Genomic DNA, 17,345 nt, shown 5'->3' with positions numbered 1-17,345 from the left:
TGTTTGCGGGCAGAATGTTGGTCCGCCCGTGTCAGTCATTCCGGGAACGGGCAAGATCAGGCCCGTTCAAATCCGCGTGCGATCTCGTAGTCGGTCACGACGCGCTCGAAGTCTTCGATCTCCACCTCGGCGGCGCGTACATAGTGGTCCACCACCTCGTCACCGAAGGCTTTGCGCAGCATTTCGGATCCCTTCAGCGTCTCGCGGGAGTCGCGCAGGTTGCCGGGCAGCATGCCGGTGTCACCCTGGTAGACGTCGCCCTTGGCGGCCGGGGCCAGCTCCAGCTGTTCCTCGATGCCTGCAATGCCTGCGGCCAGCTGCGCGGCCATGGCCAGATAGGGGTTGATGTCCGAGCCGCCGACGCGGCATTCGACGCGCACCGCCTTGGTGCCATCACCGCAAAGGCGGAAGCCCGCGGTGCGGTTGTCCACCGACCAGATGATCCGGGTGGGGGCAAAGGTGCCCTTCATGAAGCGCTTGTAGCTGTTGATGTAGGGGGCCAGGAAATACATGTAGTCGGGCGCATATTTCAGCATTCCGGCCATGTAGTGTTTCATCAGCTGGCTCATCCCCAGGGGATCGCTTTCGTCATAGAAGGCGGGCTTGCCGTCCTTCCACAGCGACTGGTGCACGTGCGAAGACGAGCCGACCCTGTCCTGGTGCCATTTCGGCAGGAAGGTCGCGGCATGGCCCTGCTGCCAGGCGATTTCCTTCACCGCGTGTTTGGCGATGGTGTGGTAATCGGCGGTGTTCAGAGCATGATCGTACTTGATGTTCAGCTCTTCCTGGCCGGCTTCGGCCTCGCCCTTGGTGTTCTCGACCGGAATGCCCGCATCCCACAGGTGATTGCGCAGCGGGCGCATCACGTGTTCTTCCTTGGTGGTCTGCAGGATGTGGTAGTCTTCGTTATAGGCCGAAATCGGCGTCAGATCCCGGAAGCCCGACTTGGCGATCTCGCCAAAGCTTTTCTCGAACAGGAAGAATTCCAGCTCGGTCGCCATCATCGCGTCATAGCCCAATTCGGCCAGGCGCTTGATCTGCTTCTTCAGGATCGCGCGAGGGGAATGGGGAATTTCCTTATGGGTGTGGTGATCCAGGATATCGCAAAGGACCATCACGGTGCCGTCCAGCCAGGGCATCGGGCGCAGCGTGGACAGATCCGGCTTCATCACGTAGTCGCCATAGCCGTTTTCCCAGCTGGTGGAGGCATAGCCATCGGGCGTTGCCATCTCCAGATCGGTGGCCAGAAGGTAGTTGCAGCAATGGGTTTCTTCCCAGGCGCTGTTCACGAAATGCTTGGCGTGAAACCGTTTGCCCATCAGCCGTCCCTGCATGTCCACAAGGCACACAAGAACGGTGTCGACGGTGCCGTCGGCCACCTGGGATTTGAGCGTGTCGAAGGAGAGCATGAGGGGGCCCTTTTAGGTTGCGGCCCGCGGGGCCAAGCCGGTGTCGGGTTGGCGCCTGCGGGCAAAATCTTGGTTCCAGACATCCGGCCCGCAAAGACGATTCGAGGGCCGGATGCAATGTTACTATGGGGGCCGATCAGCCGTAACGGTAGGGGCGGCCTGCCTTGGTCATATCGGCGTTATATTTCTTGAAGATCTCGACAACGCGGGCCTTGGTCGGGCTTTCGGCTGCGATCTCGTCCCAGAACTTGACGGCGGCGTCTTCGACCTGCTGCCATTCGGCATCGGGGATCGAGGTCAGCTGCATCTTGGTGCCGTTGACACGCAGGGAGGCTTCGCCACCCCAGTACCACCACTGACGATAGTAGTGCGACTGGTCACAGCAGACGCGGAACAGGGTCTGCAGGTCTTCCGGCAGCTCGTTCCAGCGGCCTTGGTTGGCAAAGAAGCTGCCCGCCCACGCGCCCGAGATGTTGTTGGTCAGGAAGTAGTTGGTCACATCGGCCCAGCCAACGGTGTAGTCTTCGGTGATGCCGGACCATGCGATACCGTCCAGTTCGCCGGTCTGCACGGCGACCTCGATGTCTTCCCAGGGCAGGGTGACCGGCACCACGCCGAACTGAGCCAGGAAGCGACCGGCGGTGGGGAAGGTGAAGACGCGCTTGCCTTTCAGGTCCGCGAGGCTGTTGATCGGGTCCTTGGTGGCAAAGTGGCAGGGATCCCATGCGCCGGCCGAGATGTGCTTGACGCCGACCTTGGAGTATTCCTCGTCCCAGATCTCGTTCAGGCCGTACTGGTTGAACAGAACCGGCACGTCGAGGCTGTAGCGCGAGGCGAAGGGGAAGTAGCCGCCAAAGACGGTGACTTCGGTCGGCGACGCCATGGAGTCGTCATCGGACTGCACCGCGTCGATGGTGCCGCGCTGCATGGCGCGGAACAATTCGCCGGTGGGGACCAGCTGGTCGGCATAGAACAGTTCGATCTGCATGCGGTCGCCTGCGATCTTGTTGAACATGTCGATGGCGGGCTTCACCACATGTTCGGCGAGCGCAGCACCGGCATAGGTCTGCATGCGCCACTTGATGGTACCCGAAGCTAGCGCGGGGGTGGCCAGCGGGGCGGCCATGGCGCCAACACCGGCGGTGGTCAGAAACTTACGTCTTGTTGTCATCACTTCTCTCCTTGTTGAAATAGGGCCCCCGACCGGGGCTCTTGTTGATTATTTTCCGTAGACCAGTTCCGGCAGCCACAGGGCGATTTGCGGGAACAGCATCACAAGCGTCAGCGCCACCACCATCACCGCCACGAAGGGGATGATGGAGACGTAGATGTCCTTCAGCCTGATCTCGGGCGGCGCCATGGCGCGCATCAGGAAGAGGTTGTAGCCAAAGGGCGGCGTCATATAGGCGATCTGGGTGGTGATGGTGTAAAGCACCCCGTACCAGATCAGATCGAACCCGAGCGCACCGACCAGAGGCACGTAAAGCGGCGCGACGATCACCAGCATCGCGGTGTCATCGAGGAAGGTGCCCATCACGATGAAGCTCAGCTGCATCAGGATCAGGATCATCCAAGGGCTAAGGCCCAGCTGCGTGGTGAACAGATCCTCGATCGCCTTCACGGCGCCAAGGCCGTCAAAGATCGCGCCAAAGCCAAGTGCGGCGAGGATGATCCACATGAACATGCAGGAGATGCCAAGGGTTGAACGCACGGAGGTCTCGAAGACCTCCTTGTTCATGCGGCCCTTCAGGACGGCGGCGATAAAGGCGGTCATCGCGCCAATGGCCGAGCTTTCCACCAGCGAGGTCCAGCCGTTGACGAAGGGGATCATCATCGCGGCAAAGATCGCCAGCGGCAGCACGCCCGAGAACAAGAGCCGGTATTTCTCTTTCAGGAACAGGTCCGTGTAGAACATCGGAATCTTGCGGGTCACGAAGGACAGTGCGGCGGCGCCCAGGGCCAGGCCGATCGCGGATTTCGGCGCCACGAAGCCAAGTTTCACCACCAGCGGGATCACCACCAGGGCGGCCAGAACGATGTGATTGAGGCGTAGCGGATGGTCGCTGACGCGGTCGTATTCGGCCAGATCCTCGGGCGTCATGGCGGGGCCAAGATCCGGCTGCATCCGTGCACGGATGTAGATGTAGACGATGAACATGGTGGCCATCAGTAGGCCGGGGATCACACCCGCCAGCCACAGCTGCCCGACCGGCTGGCGCGCGATCATCGCATAAAGCACCAGCACCACCGAGGGCGGCACCAGGATCCCAAGCGAGGACCCCGCCTGGATGGTGCCCGTCACCAGGATCTTGTCATAGCCACGGCGCAGAAGTTCCGGCAGGGCGATGGTGGCGCCGATGGCCATGCCTGCGACGGACAGACCGTTCATGGCGGAAACCAGCACCATCAAACCGATGGTGCCAATGGCCAGCCCGCCCTTCACCGGCCCCATCCAGACGTGGAACATCCGGTACAGGTCGTCGGCGATCTTCGATTCCGACAGCACGTATCCCATGAAGATGAACATTGGCAGGGTCAGCAGCGGATACCATTTCATCAGCTTCATCGCGGCCGAAAACGGGATCTCCACCCCGCCGGTGCCCCAGAGCAGCAGCCCGGCAACCGCGCCGACAAATCCGATGGCGCCGAAGACGCGCTGGCCGGTCATCAGCATCAGCATCATGCCGGCAAACATCACGAGGGCGATCATTTCATAGGGCATCAGAGGTCCACTCCGCGCAGGCGTCCGATATCCCGGAACAATTCGGCAAGGCATTGCAGCAGCATCAGAAGGACACCGAAGCAGAGGATGAATTTCACCGGCCACAGGAAGGGTCGCCAGGCGGTAGAGCTGCGCTCAAGGTAACCGATCTTCTCACCCGCCGCCGCGGACCCTTCGCTGATCAACGTCCAGATCAGGTCTCCGAAAAAGGCAAAGGGCTCCATCCCGAAATAGCCAAGGCTATAGGCGGTGGAACTGACCGCGCCGTAAAGCAGGATCCCGAGGTAGACCATCAGGAACAGAACGGTGAAGCCATCGACCCAGGCCTTGGTCCGTGTGCTCCAGCCGCCGTAGAACAGGTCCATCCGCACGTTCGACCCCATCTGGATCGAATAGGGTCCGCCCAGAACGTAATAGGCGACCATCACGAATTGCGCGGTTTCCAGCGTCCAGAGCGAGGGGTTGAAGAAGGTTTTGGATACCGAAGACCACAGCAGCACGCCGATCAGGGCAAAGATCAGGTACATGGCAAAGCGGCCAATGAAGCGGTTCATCGCATCGATGATGCGGATATAGCGGAGCATGAAACTAGGCATCAGCCTGCCTTTCGGTCTGCAGTGCCGCCAAGGCCGGGCGCAGCAGGGTCAGGAGTTCCTCGGCCATCCGCGCCTCGTCTTCGGCGCTGCGCAGCAGATCGTTGCGCACCTCGATCATCACATTGGCCAGACCGTGTTTGATCCCGTGCAGCTGCAGGGAATGGGTGACGCCATCTTCGGGGCCGTAGGGATCGTTGCGGGCGATCCTGCGGTGGGGCAGGCGCTGGGCTTCGGCCAGCATGGCGTCCGCGAGGCGGCTATCACTGTCGTGCAGGATACCGATCTCTACGGCGCGCGGGGCGCCGAAATAGACCGGGGTAAAGCTGTGCATGGTGACCAGCAGGGTGTCACGTCCGGCGGCCTTGCGCGCGGCCAGAAGCTGGCTCACTGCGGTGCAGAAGGGCGTATAGACCGATTGCACGCGTTCCTCTCGGGCGTCAGGCGACAGGCCGACATTGCCCGGAATCGCGATCACTTCGGATTGCTCCGGCATGGCAGAGGAGGCCTCTGGCGGGCGGTTGCAGTCGTAAACCAGTCGCGAAATCCGGCTGGCGACCATCGGCGCATCCAGTGCCTTTGCCAGGTCCAGCGATACCGCCCGCGCGCCCGGATCCCAGGCTGCATGGCTGGTGCGGTCCGTCTCGGCCAGGCCAAGTCCCTGGTAGCGTTCAGGAATATGGTGGCTGGCGTGTTCGCACAGGATCACGACCTCTCCCGCGCCATCGGCGTTGAAGACTTCCACGGCTTCTTCTTGAGCGTTGGAATCGCTCGGTGACATGCTGCACTCCCCAAGTTTGGAAAAATGTTTTCATGGAGTGATAATTCTGTCAATATCCTTCCAGCGAAGTTTTACCTGCGCCTCCGCGTCATCGCGTATAAGGTGCCGCGACTGCCCGTTTTTTGACCGACCCGTTCTGGAGGTGATCGCTCTTGTCCAAACCCGCTCCCAGCGTGCGCGAGCTGATCCGCGAACATTACTCCGCCTTGACCCAGTCCGAACGCAAGTTCGCCAATTCGCTGCTGGAAAACTATCCGGCGGCAGGGTTGGCCTCGATCACCATCGTGGCGGCGAATGCGGATGTTTCGACGCCGACGGTGGCACGGATGGTGCAGAAGCTGGGGTTCAAGGGCTATCCACAGTTCCATCAGGCGCTGCTGAAAGAGCTGGAGGCGCAGGTTTCCGGCCCCACCAAGCGACGGGAAAACTGGGCCGCCGAGGCGCCGGAGGGGCATCTGCTGAACCGATTTGCACAGGCGGTGACGGATAACCTGGGCCAGACCTTTTCCAACCTCGATTACGAACAGTTCGACCTGGCGGTGCAGCAACTGGCCAATACCGAAGGGCGGCTTTTCGTGGTGGGAGGGCGCATCACGCGGGCGCTGGCCGATTATGCCTTCACCCATTTCCAGGCGATCCGCCAACGGGTGACCCATATGACGTCGTCCTCGGCCACCTGGCCGCATTACGTGCTGGATATGGAGGCGGGCGACACATTGCTGATGTTCGATGTGCGCCGCTATGAAACCAACCTGCAGCGTCTGGCGGAACTGGCGGCGGAGCGGGGGGTGAAGATCATCCTGATCACCGATCAATGGGCCAGCCCGATCACCTCGGTCGCGCAGCATACCTTCAACTGCTGGGTCGAGATCCCCTCGGCCTGGGATTCGAATATCTCGACCATGATGCTGCTGGAGGCGATGATTGCCGCCACCCAGGAGGAAGGCTGGGATGAAACCCGCGAACGCTATGAGCGGCTGGATGAACTCTTTGACATGACCCGGCTGTTTCGCAAGTTTTCCTGACCGCCCGCCATCCCGGCTGCCACCCATCCCGCCACCGCCGCTCAGCGATAGGTGCGGTCTTCGATCGGGGTTGCCTCGATGGCGTCCAGCAGCCCGTCGATCAACAGCTCTTCGGCGCGGTTCTTGGCGGCATGGCGATTCCAGACCACATGCACGTCGATGCCGGGCAGGTCGTCGTAGGGTGGCACCTGCCACAACAAGCCGTCGCGCACATCCCGCGCCGCCACGTGAACGGGCAGGGGGCCAATGCCGACCCCGGCGAGAATCATCCGGTGCACCTCTTCCAGGTGGCTGGAGAGACCCGTGACCTTGTCACCCAGCTCTGCCTGCGCCTGCATCACGGTGACCGGTTTCAGCACATCATGCAGGCGGTCGGTCTCAAAACTGACCGAGCTGTGGCCGGCAAGATCGGCAACTTCCAGATCCTTGCGTCCGAACAGAGGGTGGCGCGGCCCGCAGAACAGCCCAAAAAACTCGCGATAGAGGCGCCGGTATTCCAGCTTGGGGTTATGGTCGCGCACCAGGCATACAGCGAATGAGGCGCGTTTGGCGGCGACCTCGGCGATGGCAGCCGCGCTGGTGCGCACGTCGATCGACAGGGTCGCCTTGGGGTGATGGCTGTGAAAGTCGGCCAGCACCTCGTCGAACAGCGGGCAGGCCACATGGCTGGCGACAACGATTTTGACATGGCCCTGCACCTCGTCCGTGAGCTCCCGCATCAGGGTCGAGAGGCGCAGGATTGATCCATTGATATCAAGCGCTTCGCGATAAAGAAGCCGCCCGGCATCGGTCAGTTGATAGTGGCCGGGCGAGCGGTCAATGAGCTTGCGCCCGATCCGCTCTTCCAGCTTCTTCAATGCCGCCGAGACCGAAGGCTGCTTCAGCCGCAACTGCTGCGCCGCCTCGGTGATCGAATGGCTTTCGGCCAGCACCACGAAGGTGCGCAAGAGGTTCCAGTCCAGCTCGCGGGCGATGCGGTCGGGGGCAAAGCGGGAGTCGCTCATCGCCATAGATCCTATCTATATTCACAATTTTGATTATCTATTTGATCTATACTGGGCAGGTTTTGCATGGTCGCGTCAAGCCCGGGCATCACGGGCATCATCAGGGAAAGACCATGTCCGTCGAAAAACGAGAGGCGCGTCAGCCTTGGATCCTGCTGTTCCCAGCCTTGAGCGCGGTGACGCTGCTGCTGTTCGTCCCGCTGCTGTTCATCCTGGTCTATAGTTTCTGGCTGCGCACCGCGACCGGCGCCGATGTGGCAGGCTTTCACCTTGATAACTGGCAAGAGGCGCTGAGCGATCCCTTCTATCGGGACATCCTGATCAGCACCCTGCGCATTGCCGCGATCACCACCGTCGCCTGCGCCTTGATGGGCTATCCGTCGGCCTATTTCATTGCCCGCTCGCAGGGCAACAAGGCGGTGCTTCTCCTGTTGCTGATGCTGCCCTTCTGGATCAGCTACATCATCCGCACGATGAGCTGGATCAACATCCTTGGCGTTTCAGGGGCCATCAACTCTGTGCTGCTGGCGCTGGGCATCATCACTGAGCCGATCCAGATGCTTTATAATGAGGTCACGGTGATCCTGGGTCTGGTGCATTTCCTGCTGCCCTTCATGATCCTCAATATCTTTGTCAGCCTTGATGGCATCGATACCAACCTGGAAGATGCCGCCAATTCGCTGGGCGCGACCCGCTGGCAGGCCTTTCTTCAGGTGACGCTGCCGCTGTCGCTGCCCGGCCTGGCGGCAGGTGGCCTTCTGTGCTTCGTGCTTGGCGCCGGGACCTATATCACCCCGCTGGTTCTGGGCGGGCCGCGCGATGCGATGTTCGCCAACCTGGTCTTTGAGGCCATCATCACCCAGCTGAACTGGCCCCTGGGATCGGCCCTGTCACTGATGCTTCTGGCGGTGCTGGGTGCCTTGGTGATGATCTACAACCGCTATCTGGGCATGGCCCAGCTGATGAAGGGGCTGGGCTGATGGAGGGTCGTTTCAACATGGGCTGGACCCTGATCCGTGGCTGGGCGGTTCTCGTCTATATCTTCATGTTCCTGCCGGTGGCCGTCGTGGTGCTCTTGAGCTTCAATGCCAGCCAGTTCGGCAATTTCCCGATGACCGGTTTTTCCTTCCGCTGGTTCGTCGAACTGGCTGGCAACGAGGCGATCCTGCGCGCCTTTCGCACCTCGATCATTCTGGGTCTGCTGACCGCGCTGATCTCGACCACGCTGGGGGTTCTGGCAAGCCTTGCCCTGGTGCGCTACCGGGTGCCGGGGGCCAATGCGATCTCGACGCTGCTGATCGCGCCGATCCTGGTGCCCGAGGTGGTGCTGGCTGTCGCGCTCTTGTTGTTCCTGAACTTCCTCGGCGTGAACAAGAGTTTTGGCCTGCTCTTGGCGGGGCATGTGATCTTCACGCTGCCTTTCGTGATCCTGGTGGTGCAGGCGCGGCTTGTGTCGATCAAGCGCGACGTCGAAGAGGCCGCGATGAGCCTTGGCGCCTCGCCGGTGCAGACCTTCTTCCAGATCACCCTGCCGCTGATGATGCCCGCCGTTCTGGCGGGGGGATTGTTCGCCTTCACCATCAGCTTTGACGACATCACCGGCACCCTGTTCTGGAAACCCGGAGGGGTGGAAACCGTGCCGACGCAGATCTTCGCCATGCTGAGAAACTCGATCAGCCCCGAGATCAACGCGCTGGGCACGGTGATGATCGTGATGACCGTTGGCCTGCCGCTCCTCGGTGCGGCCATCGCCCGGGCCATGGCCCGCAAAAGCGGCACGTAGAACCGCATTCAATTCACAAAAAGACAGACCAACACGGAGACTGAAATGACCAAGAAGATAGATAATACAACCCGATATGAACGCGCCCGCGAGCGCTATATGAATGGCGATCTGGATCGCCGCAGCTTCCTGGGGCTGATTGGCGCTGCGGGCCTTGCCTATGGTGTTTCCACGCTGTTTGCCAAATACGCCCATGCGGCAACCACCGATCAGGTGCGGTTCGATGGCTGGGGCGGCGTTGTCAGCGAAGCCTTCCGCAAGCACGCCTTTGACCCCTACACCGGCAAGACCGGCATCAAGGTGGTCGATGGCACCTTTGGCGGCGGTGACGAATACCTGTCGCGCGTCAAGGCGAGCCAGCCGGGTGAATACAACATCGCCCACCTGTCCGGCGTCTTCGACTATGCCCGCTACCACGCGCTGGGCCTCAGCTCGGAGCTCAATGAGGCGAATATCCCCAACCTGGAATACGTGATCCCCAAGCTGGTCGATGTGTTCCGCGGCGTGTCTGGCGGCAAGCTATCCTGCGTGCCTTACGACTACGGCACCACGGGTCTGGCCTATAACCGCAAGTACATCTCGGATGACGAGATGAAGGAAAAAGGCGCCAAGATCCTGATCGACGAGGCCCACAAGGGCAAGATCGCCGGTTGGAGCGACTGGCGCACCCGCATGTGGTACGCCGCCCTGCAGACCGGCCAGAACCCGAATGAGATCTCGGACGAGGATGCAGCCTGGGATGCGGTGCGCACCCACCGGGATCTGAGCCTGAAATACTGGGGTTCGGGTGCCGAACTGATGAGCCTGCTGGCCGAGGAAGAGATCTACGCGACCGAAGCCTGGTCCGGCCGCATCTACGCGCTGCAAGAGCAGGGCCATGACATTGGCTACATGGATCCGCCCAACGGCTTTGGCTGGCAGGAATGCCTGTTCGTCATGAAAGGCTCGCCCATGGAGGCCTGTGAAGAGCTGCTGAACTTCATGCTGGCGCCGGAAACCTCGATCGCGGTGGCCGAAGGGCAGAACTACCCGACCGCGCTGGATCCGACCAAGGTCGATCTCGGCGACAAGATCCCGACCCTGCCGGCCTTTGATCCCACCGGCACCCTGTCGGGCCTGACCTTTGCCGATCCCGACTTCTGGAACGGTCACGAGGCCGCCTGGTCCAAGACCTTTGGCCGCGTCCAGAAGGGCTACTGATCCCTCCCGCCCTCTCCCCGGCCGGGGAGGGGGCACCTTTGAACACCCATCCGGAGAGCGCTCCCGTGAGTTCCGTTACCCTGAACAATATCGTCAAACGCTTTGGCACCTTCACGGCGGTGCACAAGGCCAACCTTGAGATCCCCGAGGGCGCCTTTGTCACGCTGCTGGGGCCGTCGGGCTGCGGCAAGACCACCAACCTGCGGATGATCGCGGGTCTGCTGGACCCAAGCGAGGGCGAGATCCTGATCGGCGGTAAGCGCGTCAACGATGTGCCGATCCACAAGCGCAACCTTGGCATCGTGTTCCAGAACTACGCGCTGTTCCCCCACAAGACCGTGGCCGAGAACATCGCCTTTGGCCTGAAATACCGCAATGTCCCGAAATCCGACGTGGCCCGGCGGGTACAAGAGGCGCTTGACCTGGTGCAGCTGCCGGACGTGGGGCACCGCTACCCCAAGGAGCTGTCGGGTGGCCAGCAGCAGCGCATCGCGCTTGCCCGCGCCATCGTGATCGAACCGGAGGTGCTGTTGCTTGATGAACCCCTGTCGGCGCTGGATGCCAACCTGCGCGAGGACATGCGGGTCGAGTTGAAGCGCATCCAGTCCAAGATCGGGGTCACCACCGTTTTTGTAACCCATGACCAGTCCGAGGCGCTGGCGATGTCGGACAAGATCGTGGTGATGAGCGCCGGTCGCATCGAGCAGGTCGGCACCCCCGAAGAGGTCTATAACACCCCCGCCAGCGAATTCGTGGCGAACTTCCTGGGGGCGTCGAACATCCTTGCCGGCGCCTGTGTCACCAAGGACGCCGACGCTGCCCTGCTGGATGTGCCGCTGTTTGGCAGCGTTCCGGTGCCCGCGGACAAGGCGCCCGCCGTCACTGCGGGGGCTTCGGCAAAACTGGTGCTGCGCGCCGAAAAGCTGGTGCTGATGGCACCGGGCAGCGACACCTCGGGCATGGTCACCGCAGAAGCCGTGGTCGAAACCGTCGATTACCAGGGCCAGACCGTGCGCTACTTCCTGCGCGTGGGCGACAGGCAGCTACAGGCGATCAACATGATCGATGGCCGCCCCTTTGCCGAAGGGCAGAGTGTCACCGCCGCTTTCCGCCCGCAGGACTGCGCGGCGCTGGCAAGCGCTTGAATACCAACACATAAGATAAGATCGCGATCGGGATCACAGCATGAGCAATCTCTTCTATCAGGGCCGCGGCCGCAAACCGGTGCTGGAGCAGGCGCGCGGCGTCTACATGTGGGACAAGGACGGCAAGCGCTACCTTGACGGCTCCTCCGGGGCGATGGTTTGCAATATCGGCCATTCCAACGAAAACGTGCTGGCGGCGATGCAGCGGCAGATGGAGAAATCCACCTTTGGCTACCGGCTGCATTTCGAAACAGAAGCCTCGGAACAGCTGGCGGCGCGTTTGGCCGGGCTGATGCCCGAGGGCCTGAACAAGGTCTTCTTTGTTTCCGGTGGGTCCGAAGCGGTGGAAAGCGGCATGAAGATGGCTCGCCAATATGCGCTGGCCACCGGGCAGGACAGCCGCTGGAAGGTGATTTCGCGCAGCCCCTCCTATCATGGCTGCACCTTGGGCGCGCTTGCGGTCACTGGCTACACGACCCTGTCGGCGCCTTTCGCACCGATGATGCAGGAGATGCCCAAGGTGCCCGCGCCGCGTGCCTATCTCGATGGGCTTGATCCGAATGATCCCGCCACGGGTGAGCATTACGCCAATATGCTGGAGGCGAAGATCCTCGCCGAAGGGCCTGAAAGCGTCCTGGCCTTTATCCTGGAACCCGTCGGTGGCGCCTCTACCGGCGCGCTGGTTCCGCCCCTGGGATATATGGAACGGATCCGCGAAATCTGTGACCAATATGGCGTCTTGTTGATCATGGACGAGGTGATGACCGGCGCCGGGCGCACGGGCAGCTTCCTTGGCTGCGAACATTGGGGCACACGCCCCGATATCGTGGTGATGTCCAAGGGCATCGGCTCAGGGTATGTGCCGCTGGGGGCGATGATCGTTGACGAACGCCTGGTCGATCCGGTGCTGGATGCGGGCGGTTTTGCCCATGGCTTTACCTATGCCGGCAATCCGTTGGCCTGCGCTGCGGGCCTGGCCGTGGTGGAAGAGATCGAGGCGCAGGGCCTATGCCAGAACGCGGCTCAGATGGGTGAGAAGCTGATCGCGCGGCTGCATGGGCTGATGCAGAAACACGAGATCATCGGCGATGTGCGCGGCAAGGGGCTGCTGACGGCCTTCGAGTTCATGTCGGACCGTACCACCAAGGCGCCTTTGCCCAAGGGGCTGAACGCTTATCAGCGCTTCGTGGATATTGCCTACGACAAGGGGCTGATCGTTTATTCGCGCCGCACCCGCGACGGGGTGGAGGGCGATCATATCCTGGTCTGCCCGCCGCTGATCCTGAATGACACCCATCTGGATGAGATCATCGAGGGGCTTGATGCCTCGCTGGTGCAGTTCTCCGATGAAATCCACCCCGCAGTGAAAGCCGACTAATATATGTCCAAGATCCTGATCACCTGCGCCATCACCGGCTCGATCCATACGCCGTCAATGTCGCCCTATCTGCCGGTGACGGCGGATGAGATCACCGAGCATGCGCTGGGCGCCGCCGAAGCGGGGGCGGCGATCCTGCATTTGCACGCGCGCGATCCCGAAACCGGCCAGCCCTCGGCCAGCAGTGATCACTTCAAGGCGTTTTTGCCGCGCATCAAGCAGGCGAGCGATGCGGTTCTGAATATCTCGACCGGGGGCAGCGCGGTGATGACGCTGGAGGACCGGCTGGCCGCCCCCAAGATGGCCGAACCGGAGATGTGCAGTCTCAACATGGGCACGATGAACTTCGCGCTTTATCCGGCGGCCGAGCGGATCACCGAGTGGAAACACGGTTGGGAAAAGCCGTTTCTGGAAAATTCGGATGATCTGGTGTTCAAGAACACCCCGCGCGACATGGCGCGGATCCTGACCGAGATCGGACAGGAGCGCGGCGCGCGGTTCGAGTTCGAATGCTATGACGTCAGCCACCTTTATATGCTGAAGCATTTTGTGGACCGTGGCCTGGTGCAGGCGCCCTTGTTCATCCAGTTCGTCTTTGGCGTTCTGGGCGGGATCGGGCCGGATCCGGAGAATCTCACCCATATGAAACTGATCGCGGACAAGCTGTTTGGCGACAGCTACATGTTCTCGGTACTGGCGGCGGGTCGGCACCAGATGCCGCTGATCACCATGGGCGCGGCCATGGGCGGCCACGTGCGCGTCGGGCTGGAGGACAGCCTGATGATCTCGCGCGGGCAGCTGGCCAAGACCAATGCCGAACAGGTGGCCAAGATCCGCCGCATTGTCGAGGATCTGGGCCGCGAGGTCGCAAGCCCCGATGAGGCGCGGGCGATGCTGGCTCTGAAGGGCGCGGACCGGACGGCGATCTGATGGAGATTCGGTTTCGTGGTGCAACGGCCGAGGATGTTCCGGCGTTGCACAAGGCTCTGTCCCAGCTGTCTATCGATCTTGGCGACCGCCACGTGGCGCAGGAAGGCGACTTGCTGCGCGCAGGGTTTGGCGCCGATCCCGCCTTTGCCGCGATCCTGGCCGAACTCGGCCCGCCTGCGGCGGCGCGCACGGTCGGGGTCAGCCTGTTCTCGCCGGTGTTTTCCACCGTGCGCGGCGCGGCCGGTGTCTATGTGGCGGACCTGTGGGTGGCGGCCGAGATGCGCGGGCAGAAACTGGGACAGCGGTTGTTGGGCGCAGTGCTGGAGATCGCGCAGGACAGATGGCACGCGCGGTTCCTGAAGTTGAATGTCTATGAGGACAGCCCCGATGCGCGCAGGTTTTACGAACGGCTGGGGTTCACCCCCGCCCAGTCACAGACGGAAATGATACTGGAGGAGGCCGGATGCGCGGCCCTGAGAGGAGAGCGATGAAAGCCATATTCGACGAGCGTCAGTGGAAACACGACCCCAAGCACTTCATGGCCAATGGCGCCATGCTGCCCAACCCCGAACAGCCCAAGCGGATCGAAGTGCTGCACGCGGGCGCCCTGGCCGCGGGCTGCAGCTTTCAGGCGCCGCAGGATGCGGGCCTTGGCCCGATCGCGGCGCTGCACTCGGCGGAGTATCTGACCTTTCTTGAGACCATCTACACCCGCTGGCAGCGCATCCCCGGCGCGGGCGAGGAGGTGATCCCCAACATCCACCCCGCGCGCCGCACCGATGGCTATCCGAAATCCGCCGTGGGCCAGGCGGGGTTCCACCAGGCGGATACCGCCTGCCCGATCGCGGAAGGCACCTGGGAGGCGGCCTATTGGTCGGCGCAATCCGCCGTGACCGGCGCCGATCTGATCCGGGACGGGGAGCGCGCCGCCTATGTCCTGTCGCGCCCGCCGGGGCACCATGCCTTTGGCGATCTGGCGGGAGGCTTCTGCTTCCTGAACAACTCCGGCATCGCGGCGGAGCGTCTGCGCGCTGCCGGTCTGCGTCCGGCGATCCTGGATGTAGACGTGCACCACGGCAATGGCACCCAAGGCATCTTCTATGATCGCGACGATGTGCTGACCGTCTCGATCCACGCGGACCCCGCACGGTTCTACCCGTTCTTCTGGGGGCACGCGCAGGAACGCGGTGAGGGGCGCGGTCTTGGCTACAACCTGAACCTGCCGCTGCAACGCGGCACCGGCGATGATGACTACCTGAAGACGCTGGACACCGCTCTGCAACGCATCAAGAGCTTTGGCACCGATGTGCTGGTGGTGGCGCTGGGGCTCGATGCCTCGATCGATGACCCCTTCGAAGGGCTGGCGGTGACCAAGGACGGGTTCGCCCGCATCGGCGCGGCCATTGCAGCCACCGGTCTGCCGGTGCTCTTTGTGCAGGAGGGCGGCTACCTGTCCGACTCGCTTGGTGAAAACCTGACCCGAACCCTGACCGGGTTTCAGGAGGGCGCGTGACGACCTTTGATGCCATTGTCATCGGCGGCGGCATTGCCGGAATTTCCGCCGCTGCCGAACTGGCGCGCGATATGTCGGTGCTGGTGCTCGAGGCAGAGCCGCAGATCGGCTATCACGCCACGGGGCGCTCGGCGGCGATCTTCATCCGCAACTACGGCAACGAAACGCTGCGGGCGCTGAATGCGGCCTCGGCCCTGGTTCTGGAGGCGCCCGAGGGGATCACCGACCGATCACTCCTGTCGCCGCGCGGCGAAATGCTGGTGGCCGATGAAAGCGAACTGCCCGCCCTCGAAGACTACGCCACGGGCGCCACGGGGCTGGAGCAACTGACGGCACAGCAGGCGGTGGAACTGGTGCCGATCCTGCGCCCCGAGCGCATCGCCGCTGCCGTGATCGAATGGGACGCGCAGGATATTGATGTGGACCGCATGCTGGCGGGCTATGCCAGCGCACTCAAACGCCGTGGCGGCCAAATCGTGACGAAGGCACGGATCGATACGCTGACCCGCATGGGAGGCGCGTGGCATGTGACGGTTGGCACAGACAGCTTTAACGCGCCTATCGTGATCAACGCGGCGGGCGCCTGGGCCTCTGACGTGGGCAGAATGGCCGGGGCCATGCCAATCGCCATCTCTCCCCTGCGCCGCTCTGCCGCGATCCTGCCTGCACCCGATGGCTATGACCCGACGCGCTGGCCGCTGTTCGCCTCGGCAGCCGAAGACTGGTACGCCAAACCGGAAGCGGGCAAGCTGATGGTCTCCCCCGCCGACGAAGACCCGGTAGACCCACATGATGCCTGGGTCGATGACATGGTACTGGCCGAGGGGCTTTACCGTTTTGAACAGGCGGTGACCGTGCCGGTGACGCGGGTCGAGTCCTCTTGGGCCGGCCTGCGCAGCTTTGCCCCGGATCGCAGCCCGGTCGTGGGCTTTGATCCACTGGCCGAAGGGTTCTTCTGGCTGGCCGGGCAGGGGGGCTACGGGGTGCAGACCGCTCCGGCGCTTGCTGCATTGACAGCTGCATTGTGCCGGGGCGTTGCGCCCGCTATCGGTGAAACCATAACCCGTGCCGTCAGTCCGCAGCGTTTCGCGGGTTGAACGGTTTCGGACCCGGAATACTCCAACAGACAGGAAGACAAGATCATGAGTGACATCATTCGCAAACACACCGGCCCCCGCATGAGCCAGATCGTCATCCACGGCGATACCATCTATCTGGCCGGCCAGGTCGGCACCGCGGGCGCCAGCGTTGCCCAGCAGACTAAGGATTGCCTGGAGCAGATCGATAGCCTCCTGGCCGAGGCAGGCAGCGACAAGACCCGGATCCTGCAAACGGTGATCTGGCTGGCCGACATGAAGGACTTTGCCGAAATGAACGCGGTCTGGGATGCCTGGGTTCCCGAAGGTCATACGCCGGCGCGCGCCTGCGGCGAAGCAAAGCTGGCCACACCGGAATATCTGGTCGAGTTCATCGTGACGGCAGCCAAGGCCTGAGAAAAGGTCGTTTGGCCTTGCAGCAGATAGGTAAAGCCCGGCGGTATCGCCGGGCTTTGTCGTTCTCCGGGCACCTCGCACGGCGACGGAAGCTCGCTTTCTGGCAGGGACAGGACTGCGGATCGGGAGGGAGATTCTTCGGGCCGACATGTGACTCGCGGGGATTCATCCGAGTCGTGTCTTTGAAGGCTCCGATTCCCACTGTCTTCGGTGCGGCTGTCCGCTGCAGGCGTTCGTCGGGCTTGTTTAAGTATTTGTATTTATTGACTAATGTAGTTTTTCTGAATTTCTCTGTTTTTTGGGTTGCGGGTGGTTTGTGTTGGGACTAGAACCCCCTTCACCGGCGGCGCTGAGGCGCTACTGAGAGGA

General features: G+C 62.2%; 17 protein-coding genes. 11 read left to right on the top strand and 6 right to left on the bottom strand.

Annotation, left to right across the window (positions count from 1 at the left end; translation table 11 throughout):
• Positions 1–56: 56 nt before the first annotated feature.
• From PXK07_RS17225 to PXK07_RS17205, 5 genes are all read right to left on the bottom strand, one after another.
• Positions 57–1,409, bottom strand: coding sequence for a glutamine synthetase family protein (locus tag PXK07_RS17225; protein WP_274849585.1), 1,353 nt, complete (start codon positions 1,407–1,409; stop codon positions 57–59).
• 136 nt (positions 1,410–1,545) lie between these two features.
• Positions 1,546–2,580 (bottom strand): TRAP transporter substrate-binding protein, encoded by a 1,035-nt coding sequence (locus tag PXK07_RS17220; RefSeq protein ID WP_274849584.1) that lies wholly within the window; start codon positions 2,578–2,580, stop codon positions 1,546–1,548.
• A 48-nt stretch (positions 2,581–2,628) separates the two neighbouring features.
• Positions 2,629–4,131, bottom strand: a complete 1,503-nt coding sequence (locus PXK07_RS17215) for a TRAP transporter large permease (RefSeq protein ID WP_274849583.1) — start codon at positions 4,129–4,131, stop codon at positions 2,629–2,631.
• Positions 4,131–4,727, bottom strand: coding sequence for a TRAP transporter small permease subunit (locus PXK07_RS17210; protein ID WP_274849582.1), 597 nt, complete (start codon positions 4,725–4,727; stop codon positions 4,131–4,133). Before PXK07_RS17210 ends, PXK07_RS17215 begins: the two co-directional genes overlap by 1 nt.
• Positions 4,720–5,505: an N-formylglutamate amidohydrolase gene (locus PXK07_RS17205; protein WP_274849581.1), complete on the bottom strand. Its 786-nt coding sequence runs from the start codon at positions 5,503–5,505 to the stop codon at positions 4,720–4,722. The genes PXK07_RS17210 and PXK07_RS17205 overlap by 8 nt, the downstream gene beginning before the upstream one ends.
• Positions 5,506–5,657: 152 nt before the next feature.
• Here PXK07_RS17205 and PXK07_RS17200 point away from each other — a divergent pair, with 152 nt between their 5' ends.
• The gene (locus PXK07_RS17200) at positions 5,658–6,530 is read left to right on the top strand and encodes a MurR/RpiR family transcriptional regulator (protein WP_274849580.1); all 873 of its coding nucleotides are present in this window, start codon (positions 5,658–5,660) and stop codon (positions 6,528–6,530) included.
• 41 nt (positions 6,531–6,571) lie between these two features.
• On the opposite strand, the gene PXK07_RS17195 is transcribed toward PXK07_RS17200, so the two are convergent.
• Entirely contained in the window at positions 6,572–7,534 is a 963-nt protein-coding gene (locus PXK07_RS17195; RefSeq protein WP_274849579.1) for a LysR family transcriptional regulator, read from the bottom strand.
• 113 nt (positions 7,535–7,647) lie between these two features.
• On the opposite strand from PXK07_RS17195, the gene PXK07_RS17190 reads away from it, so the two are divergent.
• The 10 genes from PXK07_RS17190 to PXK07_RS17145 all read left to right on the top strand — a co-directional run bounded on the left by PXK07_RS17190 (position 7,648) and on the right by PXK07_RS17145 (position 16,976).
• Entirely contained in the window at positions 7,648–8,514 is an 867-nt protein-coding gene (locus tag PXK07_RS17190) for an ABC transporter permease (protein WP_274849578.1), read from the top strand.
• A gap of 17 nt (positions 8,515–8,531) precedes the next feature.
• Positions 8,532–9,317, top strand: a complete 786-nt coding sequence (locus PXK07_RS17185) for an ABC transporter permease (protein ID WP_342455890.1) — start codon at positions 8,532–8,534, stop codon at positions 9,315–9,317.
• A gap of 45 nt (positions 9,318–9,362) precedes the next feature.
• A complete protein-coding gene (locus PXK07_RS17180; protein ID WP_274849576.1) occupies positions 9,363–10,517 on the top strand; it encodes an extracellular solute-binding protein in 1,155 nt (384 codons plus the stop codon).
• Positions 10,518–10,582: 65 nt separating this feature from the next.
• Positions 10,583–11,662, top strand: coding sequence for an ABC transporter ATP-binding protein (locus PXK07_RS17175; RefSeq protein ID WP_274849575.1), 1,080 nt, complete (start codon positions 10,583–10,585; stop codon positions 11,660–11,662).
• A gap of 40 nt (positions 11,663–11,702) precedes the next feature.
• The gene (locus PXK07_RS17170) at positions 11,703–13,040 is read left to right on the top strand and encodes an aminotransferase family protein (RefSeq protein WP_274849574.1); all 1,338 of its coding nucleotides are present in this window, start codon (positions 11,703–11,705) and stop codon (positions 13,038–13,040) included.
• Between the two features lie 3 nt (positions 13,041–13,043).
• Positions 13,044–13,970: a 3-keto-5-aminohexanoate cleavage protein gene (locus PXK07_RS17165; RefSeq protein ID WP_274849573.1), complete on the top strand. Its 927-nt coding sequence runs from the start codon at positions 13,044–13,046 to the stop codon at positions 13,968–13,970.
• Positions 13,970–14,461, top strand: a complete 492-nt coding sequence (locus PXK07_RS17160) for a GNAT family N-acetyltransferase (RefSeq protein WP_274849572.1) — start codon at positions 13,970–13,972, stop codon at positions 14,459–14,461. Before PXK07_RS17165 ends, PXK07_RS17160 begins: the two co-directional genes overlap by 1 nt.
• Complete coding sequence (locus tag PXK07_RS17155) at positions 14,458–15,483, top strand: histone deacetylase family protein (protein ID WP_274849571.1); 1,026 nt, start codon at positions 14,458–14,460, stop codon at positions 15,481–15,483. Before PXK07_RS17160 ends, PXK07_RS17155 begins: the two co-directional genes overlap by 4 nt.
• A complete protein-coding gene (locus PXK07_RS17150; protein ID WP_274849570.1) occupies positions 15,480–16,580 on the top strand; it encodes an NAD(P)/FAD-dependent oxidoreductase in 1,101 nt (366 codons plus the stop codon). The genes PXK07_RS17155 and PXK07_RS17150 overlap by 4 nt, the downstream gene beginning before the upstream one ends.
• A gap of 45 nt (positions 16,581–16,625) precedes the next feature.
• Positions 16,626–16,976 (top strand): RidA family protein, encoded by a 351-nt coding sequence (locus PXK07_RS17145; RefSeq protein WP_274849569.1) that lies wholly within the window; start codon positions 16,626–16,628, stop codon positions 16,974–16,976.
• Positions 16,977–17,345: the final 369 nt, after the last annotated feature.

The sequence above is a fragment of the Phaeobacter sp. QD34_24 genome (genome assembly GCF_028890115.1).
Taxonomy (GTDB): Bacteria; Pseudomonadota; Alphaproteobacteria; order Rhodobacterales; family Rhodobacteraceae; genus Phycobacter.
Note: the sequence above shows the minus strand (reverse complement) of the source record. Positions and strands in the feature narration are given on the sequence as shown.